Annotated in this window: 12 protein-coding genes; 3 read left to right on the forward strand and 9 right to left on the reverse strand. The window is 68.0% G+C overall.

All coding sequences use genetic code 11. The features are described 5' to 3' along the window. Positions 1-153: 153 nt before the first annotated feature. Positions 154-486, forward strand: a complete 333-nt coding sequence (locus F1609_RS16675; protein WP_206752958.1) for a hypothetical protein — start codon at positions 154-156, stop codon at positions 484-486. A gap of 21 nt (positions 487-507) precedes the next feature. On the opposite strand, the gene F1609_RS16680 is transcribed toward F1609_RS16675, so the two are convergent. Beyond that, positions 508-2,094, reverse strand: coding sequence for a methyl-accepting chemotaxis protein (locus F1609_RS16680; RefSeq protein ID WP_167077540.1), 1,587 nt, complete (start codon positions 2,092-2,094; stop codon positions 508-510). Positions 2,095-2,366: 272 nt separating this feature from the next. On the opposite strand from F1609_RS16680, the gene F1609_RS16685 reads away from it, so the two are divergent. Both F1609_RS16685 and F1609_RS16690 read left to right on the forward strand, forming a co-directional pair. Further along, positions 2,367-2,798, forward strand: a complete 432-nt coding sequence (locus F1609_RS16685) for a cupin domain-containing protein (protein WP_167077541.1) — start codon at positions 2,367-2,369, stop codon at positions 2,796-2,798. Between the two features lie 18 nt (positions 2,799-2,816). Further along, entirely contained in the window at positions 2,817-3,887 is a 1,071-nt protein-coding gene (locus tag F1609_RS16690; RefSeq protein ID WP_167077542.1) for a redoxin family protein, read from the forward strand. On the opposite strand, the gene F1609_RS16695 is transcribed toward F1609_RS16690, so the two are convergent. The 8 genes from F1609_RS16695 to kdpB all read right to left on the reverse strand — a co-directional run bounded on the left by F1609_RS16695 (position 3,866) and on the right by kdpB (position 14,711). Beyond that, on the reverse strand, positions 3,866-5,209 hold the full coding sequence (locus tag F1609_RS16695) for an ATP-binding protein (RefSeq protein WP_370661637.1): 1,344 nt from the start codon (positions 5,207-5,209) through the stop codon (positions 3,866-3,868). The two genes, F1609_RS16690 and F1609_RS16695, sit on opposite strands and share 22 nt — an antisense overlap. Further along, positions 5,206-5,946, reverse strand: a complete 741-nt coding sequence (locus tag F1609_RS16700; RefSeq protein WP_167077543.1) for a response regulator — start codon at positions 5,944-5,946, stop codon at positions 5,206-5,208. Before F1609_RS16700 ends, F1609_RS16695 begins: the two co-directional genes overlap by 4 nt. 85 nt (positions 5,947-6,031) lie before the next feature. Then, positions 6,032-6,988 (reverse strand): acetolactate decarboxylase, encoded by a 957-nt coding sequence (budA, locus tag F1609_RS16705; protein ID WP_167077544.1) that lies wholly within the window; start codon positions 6,986-6,988, stop codon positions 6,032-6,034. Positions 6,989-7,003: 15 nt separating this feature from the next. After that, positions 7,004-8,479 carry a sigma 54-interacting transcriptional regulator gene (locus tag F1609_RS16710; RefSeq protein ID WP_167077545.1) on the reverse strand — a complete coding sequence of 492 codons (1,476 nt, stop codon included), beginning with the start codon at positions 8,477-8,479 and terminating at the stop codon, positions 7,004-7,006. Position 8,480: 1 nt separating this feature from the next. Beyond that, complete coding sequence (kdpE, locus tag F1609_RS16715) at positions 8,481-9,179, reverse strand: two-component system response regulator KdpE (protein ID WP_167077546.1); 699 nt, start codon at positions 9,177-9,179, stop codon at positions 8,481-8,483. Continuing rightward, positions 9,172-11,874: a DUF4118 domain-containing protein gene (locus tag F1609_RS16720; protein ID WP_167077547.1), complete on the reverse strand. Its 2,703-nt coding sequence runs from the start codon at positions 11,872-11,874 to the stop codon at positions 9,172-9,174. Before F1609_RS16720 ends, kdpE begins: the two co-directional genes overlap by 8 nt. 121 nt (positions 11,875-11,995) lie before the next feature. Next, positions 11,996-12,598, reverse strand: coding sequence for a potassium-transporting ATPase subunit KdpC (gene kdpC / locus F1609_RS16725; RefSeq protein ID WP_167077548.1), 603 nt, complete (start codon positions 12,596-12,598; stop codon positions 11,996-11,998). A gap of 13 nt (positions 12,599-12,611) precedes the next feature. Continuing rightward, complete coding sequence (gene kdpB, locus F1609_RS16730; protein WP_167077549.1) at positions 12,612-14,711, reverse strand: potassium-transporting ATPase subunit KdpB; 2,100 nt, start codon at positions 14,709-14,711, stop codon at positions 12,612-12,614. Positions 14,712-14,716: the final 5 nt, after the last annotated feature.

The raw sequence follows: 14,716 nt of genomic DNA on the forward strand, positions 1-14,716 counted from the left end.
GAACCATCCCGTCGAATGTCCGCTTACCTGCGGCCGCTACCACCTCAATTTGCTTACCGCGATGAAGTTGCTACTGCTTGTTGCGATGTTTGCTTAAGCGCTTCTGTCGCTCAAGGCCACACTGTTCCCGCGACACTGAACTTGACTGAAACAGTGAGCGCCAATGTCGTGCCTGGCATGCGATCCGTCGATTTAACGTTCAGCGTCGCCGACGCCGACGCCCTCGGATTCGCCCTGATCGTTCCGGTGCAGGGCGCTACCTTCACCTTGCTTGATCCGGGCGGGAACCCGGTACTCGATTCCAACGATGCTCGCCTGAGCTTCGATTCCAGTAGCGAGCGCTTCCCGCCATTACCGGGAAGTGTGTTTCAACTGAGCGCGTTAGCGGCCCCGGCAGATGGCAACTGGACCATCCGCCTCGCGTTCCCACCCGTACCGGCCAAGACGGTTGTCCTGGCGACCATTTTCACGCGCTCGCGCTATTGAAAGCACTTGCCGCAACAGTGACTACGACGCACCGATCAGCAGCGGCTGTGATTGGTCATGCTGCCTTCCGGTCTGGAAATACGCCACCATGCGTGCCAGTTCGCGCGCCTGCCCGCGCATCGCGCCCGATGCGGCTGCCGCTTCGTCCACCAGGCTGGCATTCTGCTGGGTCACGCCGTCCATCGCCCGGATCGCGCTGCTGACCTGGCCGATGCTGTGCTCCTGCCCGCTGGTGGCCATGCTGATCGCGCCCATGATCGTGGTCACCTTCTGCACCCGCAGCATGATCTCGTCCATGGTGGCGCCGGCCGCTTGCGCCAGCTCGCTGCCGTTGGCGATCTTGGCCGACGAATTGCCCAGCAAGGTATGGATATCGCGCGCCGCCGCCGCCGAGCGCTGCGCCAGGCTGCGCACTTCCGCCGCCACCACCGCAAAGCCCCGCCCCTGCTCGCCCGCGCGCGCCGCTTCCACCGCGGCGTTGAGCGCCAAAATATTGGTCTGGAACGCAATGGCGTCGATCACGCTGGTGATGTCGGCGATTTTCTTGCCGAAGTCGTTGATGTGCGTCATTGTGTGCATGACTTGCGCCACCACCCGGCTACCCTCGCGCGCCACGCTCTCGGCCGACTCCGCCAGTTCGTTGGCAAGGCGCGCGTTGGCGCTGTTCTGGCGCACGGCGTCGGTCAGGGTTTCCATCGACGAGGCCGTTTCTTCCAGCGCGGCCGCCTGCTGCTCGGTGCGCCCGGACAATTCAAAATTGCCTTCCGCAATCTCGCGCGACGCCAGGTCGATCGCCAGCGCGCCCTCATGCACCTTGCCGACCGTAGCAGCCAGGCGCGCCGACATCTCGGAGAGCGCACTGAACAGCTGGCCGATTTCATCGGCGCGCGCATGCTCGATCGACATGCGCAGGTCGCCTTGCGCCACGCGCTCGGCCAGTCCCACCGCGCGTTTCAGGGGCGTGACGATGCCGCGCGTGAGCATCCACGACAGCAGTGCCGCCACCGCCAGCGCGGCCAGCCCGAGCCCGACCAGCAGGTTGCGGCTGTGGTGGAACTGCAGCACCGACGCCGCCGCCAGCGCCTGCGACTGCGCGCTCTGGTACTGCAAGGCCGCGTCCATCGCCGCCACATAGGCGTTGAAGGTCGATTCGAGGGTGGTCTCGGCCAAGGTGGCGACATCTTGCGTGCGGCCAATTTCCTTGAGCCGGAATACCTCGCCGCGCACCGCCGCGTACGCTTGCTTGCGCTGCACCACGGTTTGCCACAGCGCGCGCTCCTCCTGCCCGGGCGCGAGCGCGGCCAGGCGCTGTTCGGTCTGGCGCAGCGCCTTCTCGCCGGCGTCGAGCTGGGCCTGGAAATAGTCGGCCACTTCCAGGCTGTCGCTGCGCGCAATGGCCGAGGTGCGCGAGCCGTTCAGGCGCGCCGTCGCCAGTTGCTCCGACAGCGCCTGCTGCCGGGCCAGGTGCACATCCACCAGGCTCGTCATTGCCTGTTCGGCCGCCTGCTGGCGCCACAGCGAGGCGCCGGTCATGCCGGCCATGATCAGCAATACCAGGGAAAACGAGCCGACCACGCGGGTGCCGGTGGAAAATTGGGGAATCTTCATGGATGTCTCACACAACTTGCGAATTTGCAGGCACATCATGCACGCGGACTATGACAGGGTAATTACCTCAAAGAAATTACAATGATCAAAAACACATTGGTCCGCCAGGGATTTGTGTCGGATTGTTTCCAGTGCCGCTGTGGACACGTTCACATCGATTTGGGGCGTATTCCCGACATCGCACGGAAACACCGAAAAGGTCTAATCGCTCCTGTCGACGCAGCAAGCCACCCTGGCCTGGTGCGCATCGGCAAACTCAAAGGAGCATCACCATGAACGCCATCCACAAGCACATCCGTCCATCGTTGGTCCGCAACGCCGCCTGCGCCATGCTCATGGCGGGTGCGGGATTGTTGTCGACGGCGGCCGGCGCGCAGCAGTTCGACGCCAAGGGCATCGCCCGCACCGAATCGGTCCGCCACGACTTCGACGGCAACCGCGAAGCGATCCAGGTGCGCGTCGATTTCGCACCGGGCGCCTCGGCCCCGAAACACTCCCACCCCGGCGTGGAAATCGCCTACGTCCTGGAAGGCACGATCGAATATGAAATGAACGGCAAGACGTACCGCCTGAAGGCCGGCGAGTCCCTCTACATTCCGGCCGGCGCCGCCCACTCGGCCAAGAATGTCTCGAACGGCGTCACGGCGGAACTGGCGACCTACCTGGTCGAAAAGAACAAGCCCGTCTTCGTTCTGGAAAAATGATTATTTAAGGGAGCCGCCATGAACCGCTATTCCATCGCCGCACTCGGATGCGTCGCCGTCCTCGGCGTGGCCGCCTTGTCGATGCCGTCCGGTAGCAGCGCCGCCAGTCCTTACCGCAGCAGCCTGCCGGTGCAGGCCAGCATGCCCGGCTTCGACGGCGCCACCACCTGGTTCAACAGCGCGCCGCTCACGCCCGCGCAATTGCGCGGCAAAGTGGTGCTGGTCGATTTCTGGACCTACTCCTGCATCAACTGCATCCGCACGGTGCCGTACGTGCGGGCCTGGGCCGACAAGTACCGGGCCCAGGGCCTGACGGTGGTCGGGGTGCATTCGCCCGAGTTCAAATTCGAAAAAGACCTGACCAACGTAAGCGCCGCCGTGAGCCGCTTCAAGATCGATTTTCCGGTGGCGGTCGACAGCGACCACCGCATCTGGCAAGCCTGGGGCAACAACGCCTGGCCCGCGTGGTATCTGGTCGACGCCAACGGCAAGATCCGTTATCGCCAGGTCGGCGAAGGCAACTACGACAAGCTGGAACGGGCGATGCAGTCGCTGCTTGCGGAAGCGCGCGGCGCGCCGGTCGATGCCACCCTGGTCGATCCGCCCGAGCCGGCTGAACACATGGCGCCCGACCTGCGCCAGCTTGATTCGGCCGAGACCTACGTCGGCTACCGCCAGGCCAGCGGTTTCAATTCGCCCGAAGGCGTGCGCAGCGACGTGGCGCACCAGTATTCGGTGGGCCAGCTTGGCCTGAACCAGTGGGGCCTGTCCGGACGCTGGACCGTGCACGCCGAAGCGGCACAGGCGGAACTGGCTGGCGCCGCCATCGCGCACAAGTTCCGCGCGCGCGACCTGCATCTGGTGATGGGACCCGGCCAGGGTTCACGCCCGGTGCGCATCAAGGTCACGGTCGATGGGCGCGCGCCGGGTGCGGACCATGGCGCCGACGTCGATGCCGACGGCAACGGCGTGGTAACAGCCACCCGCCTGTACCAGCTGGTCAGGCAGTCAGGTTCGGTCGAACAGCGGCGCGTGGAGATCCGTTTTCTCGACGCCGGCGCCGAGGTCTATGCGTTCACCTTCGGCTGAACCGCGCGCAGCACCAGCCGCGCTTCCAGCCCGCCGCCGGGCCGGTTGTGCAGGCTCAAGCCGCCGTCGAGCGTGAGCGCCAGCTGGCGCGCAATGGCTAGTCCCAGGCCGGTGCCGCCGGTGTCGCGGTTGCGCGAGCTCTCCAAGCGGTAGAACGGCTCGAAGACCTGTTCCAGCGCCGCCTCGGGAATGCCCGAGCCGCGGTCGAGCACCCGGATCGTGATGGCGTCCGGCCCTGCGCGTTCCATCACGATATGCACCTCGCCGGCGTATTTCAAGCCGTTGTCGACCAGGTTGTTGACGACGCGGCGCAAGGCGCCGGGACGCGTGCAGAACGGCGCGCTGCCCGCGCTGGCATAGGCCACGTCGGCGCCGCTGTCGCGGTAGTCGAGCGCCATGGCGTCGAGCAGGTCGTTGGGGTCGATCGCGCGCGCAGGTTCCAGCTGGCCGTGCATGGTGCGCGCGTAACCGATTCCCTGGCGCGCCAGGTCTTCGAGGTGCTGCAGATCGTCGATCAGGCGTTGCTGCTGCGGCGACTCGTCCATCAGGTCGACGCGCAGGCGCATGCGCGTGATCGGCGTTTGCAAGTCGTGCGAGATCGCCGCCAGGATGCGCAGCCGTTCGTCGACGTAGGCGGCAATGCGCTGCTGCATGGCGTTGAAGGCGCGCGCGGCCGCCACCACTTCGGACGGGCCTTGTTCGGGCATGCGCACCGGGCGCAGGTCGGGTCCGAGCGCGTCGGCCGCCTGCGCCAGGGTGCGCAAGGGACGGATGGCCAGCCGCACCGCCAGCCAGCAGGCCAGCGCCACCAGCGCCAGCTGCGCCGCCAGCATCCAGGGCAGCCGCTCCGACAGCGGCAAGCCGCGGCGCGGGCGGAAGTCGACCGTCAGCGGCTGCCCGTCAGCCAGCGGCACGTGCACCTGGAAGCGTTCGGCGTCGCCGGCGACCGCGTTGGCGGTAAACGCATGGCCGGGCGTGAGCGCGCGCCTGACCGAAGCGAGCAGGCGCAGCGAATGCGGCGCCGTCACCGGCGGGCCGGCCTGGCCGGCGTCGAGCGCGTAGCGGTAGCCGCCACGCTGGAGGCGCGGCAGCCAGGCCGCGCGCTCGTCGTGCGGCAAGCGGTCGAGCAGGGCGACAGCGGTGCGCAGGTCGACTTCGACATAATCGATCATCGCGCCCATGCTGGCGTCGTTGCGCTCGTCGATGGTCAGCATGGTGGAGAGAAACTGGGCCGCCGCCAGCCCGGCCAGCAAAATCAGGGTCAGGCGCGCGAACAGGCTGGCCGGCGCCAGCGATCGCAGGCGCGCGGCGAGGCGCTTCACGCAGCACCCGCCAGTGGCGTGACGGGGCACGACAGCACATAGCCTTCGCTGCGCAGCGTCTTGATGTAGCGCGGCTCGCGCGGGTCGTCGCGCAGGCGCTGGCGCAGGCGGCTGACCAGGATGTCGATCGAGCGGTCGAAGGCCTGCGCATCGTGGCCATGGGTCAGTTCCAGCAACTGATCGCGCGTGAGCACCCGTTGCGGATGGTCGAGGAAGACCCGCAGCAGCCGGTATTCGGCGCTGCTCAGCGCGACCGCGACATCGTCTTCGGCCAGCAGATGGCGCGCCACCAGGTCGAGGCGCCAGGCGCCGAAGCCGATCAGGGACGCCGTTTCGGTCGCCTGCATGTTGGGCGGCAGCATGCGCGTGCGGCGCAGCACGGCGCGGATGCGCGCCAGCAGCTCGCGCGCCGCGAACGGCTTGGACATATAGTCGTCGGCGCCCAGTTCCAGGCCGACCACGCGGTCGGTTTCATCGTCGCGCGCGGTGAGCATCAGGATCGGAATGGCGCGCTGCTTGCCGGAGCGGATCTCGCGGCACAGGGCCAGCCCGTCGTCGCCGGGCAGCATGATGTCGAGCACGATGACATCCGGCGTGGCCCGTTGCAGCGCCGCGCGCATGGCGCGGCCGTCTTCCACCGCGGTGCAGTGCAGGCCCTGCTTTTCAAGGTAGGCCGTGACCAGTTCACGGATGTCGCGGTCGTCGTCGACGATCAGTACATGATCGATGTCTGCCAAGGTAGGTCTCCAGTGCGCGTGTTAGCAGGCCCGTATTCTACATTGGAGACCCGGAACAATTTTTGCGCCTGGCGCGATGCCCCGTTCAGGGCTTGGGATTGCCGTCCTGGGCTTTGTCCTGGGATTTGTCCTGGGCTTTATCGTTTTTATCATGCTGCGCGCTCTCGACCTTGCGCAGTTCGGCGGCGCGGTCCTTGTCCTGGTCGGCCCTGGCAAAATCGTCGTTGAGCGGCAGCTCCACTTCCAGCCGGCGCACCTGGGCCAGCCGCAGCACGCCGCGTTCCAGCGCCGTGCCCAGCACATGTCCGCCGAAGCTGCGGTCGTCCGAGATGAAGTGCCAGTGGTAGCCCGGCACGCTGATGCCCTTACTCAGGCTCGGGCTGCGGATGCCGACCAGGGTGCCCGCCACCGCATCGCGCGCGAACACGTTCTGCGACTTAGACACCTCGGCCAGTGGCCGGTACGGCCGTACCTGGGCGGGAATGGCGCGCGTGGAGATGCCGGTAAAGCGGCCCTTGATCTCGATCGCGTAAAACATGTTCTTGTTACCGAGCTGCTGGTCGGCCAGCGCTTCGAGCGCTGGCAGGCTGGCGGCCGCGCCCAGCGCCACGCTGCGGGTCGGCGCGAACGGCAGCACGTAGGCCAGCGGCGTGCGGTCCGTCGGCGCGGCGATGCGCACCGAGCCGTCGGCGCGCACGTGATAGAACCTGCCCTCGTGGGCCACCAGTTCGCCATCGAGACCGTTGTAGGTGCCGATCCCGAAGTCGCCCCTGGCACTGAGCTGGCCGATGGTCAGTTCGCCCTCGTACACGCCGGCCAGCAGCGCGTCGATGGTCGAGTACACGTACAGGGCCGGTTCCTGCGCGGCGCCGGCCAGGCTGGCGGCGCCCAGTACCAGGCCCGCTACCCAGCGGCGGCATGACAGTGCGGAAGGTATGGCAATCTCCTTGGTCGATGAGGGCCGTGCGGCGCTCCTGCCTGTATTAGATGCCGGCCGCCCCGGGGAAGCAAGCTTCGCCACCCGCCGGCATGCCAGCCGCATGCACGCGTGCCCCTTTCACAACACTTTACCGGCGGCGCGCCCGCGCAGATAGCGCCGCAGCGCTTCGCTCGGGGTCTTGAGCGCGGCGGCGCAGCGCCCGGCGTCGCCGCCGTGGGCGGCCAGCGCCGCCTCGATTTCGGCCGGCGCAATCTGGCCGATCTGGCGGATGGCCGGATGCGCTTCCATCAGCTTGTACATCGACGGGCGCGACACGCCCAGCGCCAGCGCCGCGTTGCGGATCAGCCAACCGTTCGCTTCCAGCGCGTCGAGCACCGCCTGCGGCGACAGCTTGTTGGGCCGGGTGCGCGCCGGCCGGCCCGCCACGCCCGGCATCAGCGCGTCGACATCGAGCGGCTGGCCGGCCTGGACGGCGCTCATGGCGCGCTGCACCACGCTTCCGAGCTGGCGCACATTGCCCGGCCAGTCGTGGTTGCACAACTGGCTCATGAACGCGACCGGCAGTTCGGGCGTGCAGCCGGTGCGCGCGCTCCAGGACTGCATGAAATGCAGCGCCAGCACGCCGATATCGCAGCGCCGTTCGCGCAGCGGCGGCAGGTACACCACCAGCGCTTCCAGGCGGCGCAGCAAGGCCTGGTTGAAGCTGCCGTCATGCAGGTCATGGTCGCTGGCGCCGATCAGGCGCGCCTTCGCCGCTTCTTTCATGCGCGCGCCGGACGGACGGTACTCGCCCGTTTGCAGTACGCGCCGCAGCATCGCCTGCACCACCGGCGGCGCAAAGCCGATTTTATCGAGGAAGACGATGCCGTCACGCGCCTGCGCGAAGGCGCCGGAGCCGGCGCCGAACAGCTCGGCCTCGGCCAGCGCCGCGCCGACGGTCGCCATGTTCACCGTCACCATCGGGCTGCGGCAGCGCGCGCTGGCCTGGTGGATCGCCTGCGCCGCCAGTTCCTTGCCGCTGCCGGCTTCACCGAGCAGCAGCACCGGCAGGTCGGTCGCGGCCACCTGGCGGATCAACTCGCGCACGCGGATCGCGGCGCCGCTGACCCCGACCAGCGAGCCGATCGCGCTCGGCTGCGGCAGGCGGTCCATCCAGTGCACGCACAGCAGCACCACGCCACCGAGGCCGATCACCAGGCCGGCATCGACCTGTTCGGGCGTGCAGCGCGTCTCGGGGGCGGCCAGCATGGCGCCGTTCAGTTCCACCCGCATGCGGCTTTGCGGCAGCAGCAGGCTCACGCCATCGTCGCGATGGCGGCGCAGGCGCAGCGAATCGCGCGCGATGCGGCGGTGATCGAGCGGCGCGCAGTCGCCCGCCACAGCGGCGAACAGCGGCGCGAAGCGGTTCACCGCAATGTCGGCCGCGCGCGTGGGGGCGATGAACTGCTCGCCGATGCGCGCAGGCTCGGGATGCCACAGGATGGTCAGCGCCAGCATCTGGGCGGCGCGTCCGGACGGCACCGGTACCGGCGAGGCCAGGGTGTTTTCGGCGTCGAGCAGGGACAAAGGTGCGTGCTTCAAGGGCGCCTGCATGTCAGTCCTGCGCCAGCAGGCGGTAGCCGACGCCGGTTTCGGTGAGCAGGTAGCGCGGCTGCGCCGGGTCGTCTTCGAGCTTGTGGCGCAGGTGGCCCATGTAGATGCGCAGGTAGTGGCCATCTTCGGCGTGCGACGGCCCCCACACCTCGCGCAGCAATTGCGGATTGGTGACCACGCGCCCGGCATTGGCAACGATCACCGACAGCAGGCGAAACTCGGTCGGGGTCAGGTGCACGTGGCAGCCGGCGCGGGTGATGCGGCGCGCCTGCAAGTCCACGCACACGTCGCCGAAGCGCACCAGCGCGGCGGGACTGGCGCCCGGCTGGCGCTGGCGGCGCAAGGTGGCGCGCACCCTTGCCTGCAATTCGCCCACACCGAACGGCTTGGTCAGGTAGTCGTCGGCGCCGGCGTCGAGCGCGCGGATCTTGTCGGCCTCGCCCACCCGCGCCGACAGCACAATCACCGGCACCGACGACCAGCGGCGCAGGTCGGCGATGAAGGCGATGCCGTCGCCGTCGGGCAGGCCCAGGTCGAGCACCACCAGGTCGGGCGTGCGGGTGCCGGCGTCGATCAGGCCGCGCTGCATGGTGGCCGCCTCGAACACCACCCAGCCCTCATCTTCGAGCGCGGCGCGCACAAAGCGGCGGATCTGCGGCTCGTCTTCGACCAGCAGGGCGGTGGGGGCGGGATCAGTCATCGGGCAAGTCGGGGCTTTCTGGTTCTGGGCCGGGCGGTGGGGTTCCGAGCGGCAGTGTCATTACAAGGGCCGCGCCGCCGGTGGGCGACGCGCCAGCCTCGATTTTACCGCCATGTGCCTCAATGATCGCGCGACAGATCGCCAGCCCCAGTCCCACGCCCGGTTTGGCCGACTCGCGCTCGCCGCGCGCGAACTTCTCGAACAGCGTTTCGGCGCGCCCGGGCGGGAAGCCCGGGCCGTCGTCGCAGACGCTCATTTGCAGCCAGGCGCCATGGCGCGCGCCGCCGATCACGATGGTCGAACCGGGCGGCGTGTACTTGGCCGCGTTCTCCAGCAGGTTGTACAGGACCCGTTCAATCAGCACCGCGTCGAAGCGCACCAGCGGCAGGCCGGGCGCCAGTTCGGTGCGCACCACATGTGCGCGTAGCGGCGCGGCGCAGGCGCGCGAGGCGCTGCCGACCACTTCTTCGAGCGGCTGCCACTGCATGTTGAAGGTGATCTGGCCGCTCTGGATGCGCGCCATCTCCAGCAGGTTGGCCACCAGGGCGCTCATGCGCAGCGCTTCCTCGTGCAGGATGGCGGCCATCTCGCGCTGCGGCGCGGCCAGCGCGGGGGTGGAGGTGGCCAGCGATTCCGACAGGCCGACCAGTAGCGTCAATGGCGTGCGCAGGTCGTGCGAGAGCGCCGCCAGCAGGGAATTGCGCAGGCGTTCGGACTCCATGTCGACCAGCGCGTCCTGCGCCACCTCGATGTAGTGCACCCGCTCGAGCGCAATGGCGGCCAGCGCGGCGAAGGTGTCGAGCTGCTGGCGCTGCTCGGGTATGAGTATCGAGCGCTGCTGCTCGGGGGCGATCGCCAGCACTCCGCGCGTGCGCATGGGGGCCACCAGCGGCAGGTAGAACAGCGGGCTGGCCGGCAAAGTGCCGGTGCCCAGGCCCGCGCCCTGCGCATGGTCGAAGGCCCACTGGGCCACGCCCAGGTCGGCCGTGGTGCCTGGTGGCGCTTGCAGGCGGCCGTCGGCGTCGGGCACCAGCAGGGTGGCGGTCGCGCGGAAAGTGCGGGCGATGGCGTCCTTGGTGGTGTCGACGATCTGTTCGGTCTGGAGCGCGCCGGAGAGCTCGCGCGCGAATTCGTACAGGGCGCGCGAACGGCGCTCGCGGTGCGCCGCCACGCGCGCCTGGAAGCGCAGGCCGGCGGTCAGGTGGCCGGTGATCAGGCCCACCGCCAGCATCACGCCGAAGGTGATCAGGTATTCCAGGTCCGAGACGTTGAAGGTGAAGCGCGGCGTGACGAAGAAAAAGTCGAAGAAGGCCACGCACAGGCAGGTGCACAGCACCGACGGCCCGCGCCCGAAGCGCACCGCCACCAGCAGCACCACCAGCAGGAACAGCATGGCGATGTTGGCCAGGTCGACGTAGCCGACCAGGGGCGCGAGCAGCAGCGCGGCGGCCAAGCTGGCCGCGCCCGACCAGGCGTAGGATGCGGCGCGCCGCTTGCCGCTGTCGATGGCGAGGGTGACGGTGTTGGTTTCCGGCGCCGTCTCGGCCGCGCGCGGCTTGCCGGTGCCGACTTCGATCAGGTCGATGTCCGGCGCGGCGGCGGCGATGCGGGAGCGCTGCGAACGGCGCCACGGCCAGGACGACTGCGCGCGCGCCAGCACCAGCTTCGACATATTGTGGCCGCGCGCATAGTCGACCAGGGTGGCGCCGATGTCGCGCCCCGCCAGCACCGCCGTGGTGGCGCCCAATTCCTGCGCCAGGCGCAGCGTTTTCAGGGTCAGTTCGCGCCGCGCCGGCACGTTGCGCTGCAGGGCCGGCGTTTCAACGTACACGGCGTGCCAGTCGGCGCCCAGCTGGCCGGCCAGGCGCGCGGTGCTGCGCACCACATGCTCGGCGTCCGCGCGCGGCCCCACGCAGGCCAGCAGCGCGCCGCCGGTCTTCCAGACCGTGTCGATGGATTTTTCGATGCGGTAGGCGCGCACATCGTCCTCGACGCGGTCGGCGGTGCGGCGCAGGGCCAGCTCGCGCAGGGCGATCAGGTTCCCTTTGCGGAAGAAGTTTTTCGAGGCGCGTTCGGCCTGTTCCGGCTGATACACCTTGCCGCTGCGCAGGCGCGCCAGCAGTTCGTCGGCCGGCAGGTCCACCAGCACCACTTCATCGGCGTTGTCGAACACCGTGTCTGGCACGGTTTCGGCCACGCGCACGCCGGTGATGCCGCCGACCACGTCGTTCAGGCTGTCCAGGTGCTGCACATTGACCGTGGTGAAGACATCGATGCCGGCCGCCAGCAGTTCCTCCACATCCTGCCAGCGCTTGGGGTGGCGCGAGCCGGGGGCGTTCGAGTGGGCCAGTTCGTCGACCAGGATCAGGGCCGGGGTGGCGGCCAGGGCGCCATCGAGGTCGAACTCCTGCAGCGTTTTGCCGCGATGCGACAAGGTGTTCTGCGCGAGGCGCTCCAGGCCATCGAGCAGGGCGGCGGTGTCGATGCGGCCGTGGGTTTCGAGCACGCCGACCAGCACCTTGACGCCGTCGGCGTGCAGCTTGCGCGCCGCCGCCAGCATGGCATAGGTCTTGCCGACGCCGGCCGAGGCGCCGAAGTAGATGCGCAGCTTGCCGCGCGCCGCCTTGCGTTCCTCGGTCTGGACCTGGGCCAGCAGGGCATCGGGATCGGGGCGTTGGATTTCAGTTGGGGACATGGCCGCCTTGGTTACGAACTTTACTGAGTATGACCAGCTTCGGCGTTTGGCGCCACACCGCAATCTTTTGCGCCGTCTCCCCCGCGCAGGCGGGGGCCCATAGCACCGCTGCTCTTGGGTGCTATAGCCCCCCGCCTGCGCGGGGGAGACGGGACGACTCGGCGTCGAGCGCCAGGTTCAGCGCCAGCACATTCACGCGCGCCTCGCCGAACACGCCCAGCATCGGCACGATCGCGTGTTCCTTGATGATCGCCTCGACCCGCTCGCGCGGGATCTTGCGCGCGCTCGCCACCCGGCCCGTCTGGTACTGCGCCGCCGCCAGGCTGATCTCGGGATCGAGCCCGCTGGCCGATGCCGTCACCAGGTCCACCGGCACCAGCGCTGTATTGCCCGGGTCAAGCGCCCGCAGCGCGGCCAACCTGCCCTTGACCGCCTCCACCAGCGCCGGATTGAGCGGCCCCTGGTTCGAGCCCGAACTGCCAGCCGCATTGTTGGCCATCGGCCCGGTCGCCGACGGCCGGCCCCAGAAATATCCCGGCGACGAAAATGACTGCCCGATCAGGCGCGAGCCGACCGTCTTGCCGTCCTGCGTCACCAGGCTGCCGCGCACCTGCTCCGGAAAAGCGACATAGCCGATCCCGGTCACCGCCAGCGGATAGAGTACGCCAACGGCCAGGGTCAGGGCGCCAAACAGCATGAGGGCGGGGCGAAAAGTGGTTTTCATGAGAATGTCCTTTCTAGACCAGGTGAAGCGCCGACAGCAGCATGTCGATCAGCTTGATGCCGATGAACGGCAGCACAATGCCGCCCACACCGTAAATAAGGATGTTCCGGCGCAGCAGGGCCGCCGCGCCAATGGCCCGGTACTTCACGCCCTTGAGCGCCAGCGGAATGAGCACCACGATAATCAGGGCATTGAAAATCACCGCCGACATGATGGCCGAATCGGGGCTGGTCAATCGCATCACGTCCAGGCTTTTGAGCTGCGGGTAAGTGCCCACAAACGCCGCCGGAATGATCGCGAAATACTTGGCGATGTCGTTCGCGATCGAGAACGTGGTGAGCGAGCCGCGCGTCATCAGCATCTGCTTGCCGATTTCGACGATCTCCAGCAGCTTGGTCGGATTCGAGTCCAGGTCGACCATGTTGCCCGCTTCCTTGGCGGCCTGCGTGCCCGAGTTCATGGCCACCGCCACGTCGGCCTGGGCCAGCGCCGGCGCGTCGTTGGTGCCGTCGCCGGTCATCGCCACCAGGCGGCCCTCGGCCTGGTAGCTGCGAATCAGTTTGAGCTTGTCTTCCGGCGTGGCCTCGGCCAGGAAATCGTCCACGCCCGCTTCGGCGGCAATCGCGGCGGCGGTCAGCTTGTTGTCGCCGGTGATCATGACGGTCTTGATGCCCATGCGGCGCAGTTCGGCGAAGCGCTCGCGGATGCCGCCCTTGACGATATCCTTCAACTCCACCACGCCCATCACGCGGCCATCGTCAACCACCACCAGCGGCGTGCTGCCGCGGCGCGACACATCGTCGACCGTGCGCGCCATCTCGGGCGGATACAGCAGGCCGAGCGCCTCCACATGCTTTTTCACCGAATCGGCCGCGCCCTTGCGCACCTGGCGCGCGCCGATATCGACCCCGCTCATGCGCGTATTGGCGCTGAAGGGGATGAAGCTGGCCTGCAAACTGGCCATGTCGCGCTCACGGATATTGAAGCGCTGCTTGGCCAGCACCACGATCGAGCGCCCTTCCGGGGTTTCGTCGGCGAGCGAAGCGAGTTGCGCCACGTCGGCCAGTTCCTGCTCGGTGACGCCAGGGGCCGGGAAGAAGCCGGCGGCCTGGCGGTTGCCGAGCGTGATGGTGCCGGTTTTGTCTAACAGCAGTACGTCGACGTCGCCCGCCGCTTCCACCGCGCGGCCCGAGGTGGCGATGACATTCGCGCCCATCATGCGGCTCATGCCGGCCACGCCGATGGAGGAGAGCAGCGCGCCGATGGTGGTCGGGATCAGGCACACCAGCAGCGCGATCAACACCGTGACGCTGACCGGTTTGCCCGCACCGGCCGCCGCCACGCCGAACAGCGAAAACGGCAGCAGGGTCACGGTGACCACCAAAAACACGATGGTCAGCGCCACCAGCAGGATGGTGAGCGCGATTTCATTGGGCGTTTTCTGGCGCTTGGCGCCTTCGACCATCGAGATCATGCGGTCCAGGAAGGTCTCGCCGGGATTGACAGACACCCGCACCACCAGCCAGTCCGACAGCACGCGGGTGCCGCCGGTGACGGCCGAAAAATCGCCGCCCGACTCGCGGATCACCGGCGCCGATTCGCCGGTGATGGCGCTTTCGTCGACCGAGGCCACGCCCTCGATCACTTCGCCGTCGATGGGAATGACATCACCCGCTTCGACCAGGATGGTATTGCCCTTGCGCAGATCGGCGCCGGGAACCGGCAGCCAGGTGGTGCCGTATTTGGGCGTGGCCAGCTGCTTGGCGCTGACGGTTTGCTTGAGGCCGCGCAGGGACGCGGCCTGCGCCTTGCTGCGCCCTTCGGCCAGCGCTTCGGCGAAGTTCGCGAACAGCACCGTGAACCACAGCCAGACGGCAATCGCCAGGATAAAGCCGCTGTTGGCGTCACCCTTGCCGGCGACGGACTGAAAATACATCAAGGTGGTGAGGATGCTGCCGACGTAGACGACGAACATGACGGGACTGCGCAGTTGCGTGCGCGGCCCCAGCTTCATGACGGCGTCGAGGATGGCCGGGCCAATCAGCGCCGAATCGAACAGGGTAAGCGTCTTGCGGGTGGTCGCTGCCGGTGGCAGCGGAAGTGCTTGCGACATCATAT

Source organism: Massilia aquatica (assembly GCF_011682045.1).
In the GTDB taxonomy this organism is placed as follows: domain Bacteria; phylum Pseudomonadota; class Gammaproteobacteria; order Burkholderiales; family Burkholderiaceae_D; genus Telluria_A; species Telluria_A aquatica.

What these genes read in the sequence shown, in the direction of transcription:
- budA (WP_167077544.1), bottom strand. Translation starts at nt 6,988, where the DNA reads ATGCGGCTGGCATGCCGGCGGGTGGCGAAGCTTGCTTCCCCGGGGCGG.
- F1609_RS16720 (WP_167077547.1), bottom strand. Translation starts at nt 11,874, where the DNA reads ATGTCCCCAACTGAAATCCAACGCCCCGATCCCGATGCCCTGCTGGCC.
- F1609_RS16690 (WP_167077542.1), top strand. Translation starts at nt 2,817, where the DNA reads ATGAACCGCTATTCCATCGCCGCACTCGGATGCGTCGCCGTCCTCGGC.
- F1609_RS16685 (WP_167077541.1), top strand. Translation starts at nt 2,367, where the DNA reads ATGAACGCCATCCACAAGCACATCCGTCCATCGTTGGTCCGCAACGCC.
- kdpC (WP_167077548.1), bottom strand. Translation starts at nt 12,598, where the DNA reads ATGAAAACCACTTTTCGCCCCGCCCTCATGCTGTTTGGCGCCCTGACC.
- kdpB (WP_167077549.1), bottom strand. Translation starts at nt 14,711, where the DNA reads ATGTCGCAAGCACTTCCGCTGCCACCGGCAGCGACCACCCGCAAGACG.
- kdpE (WP_167077546.1), bottom strand. Translation starts at nt 9,179, where the DNA reads ATGACTGATCCCGCCCCCACCGCCCTGCTGGTCGAAGACGAGCCGCAG.
- F1609_RS16680 (WP_167077540.1), bottom strand. Translation starts at nt 2,094, where the DNA reads ATGAAGATTCCCCAATTTTCCACCGGCACCCGCGTGGTCGGCTCGTTT.
- F1609_RS16710 (WP_167077545.1), bottom strand. Translation starts at nt 8,479, where the DNA reads ATGCAGGCGCCCTTGAAGCACGCACCTTTGTCCCTGCTCGACGCCGAA.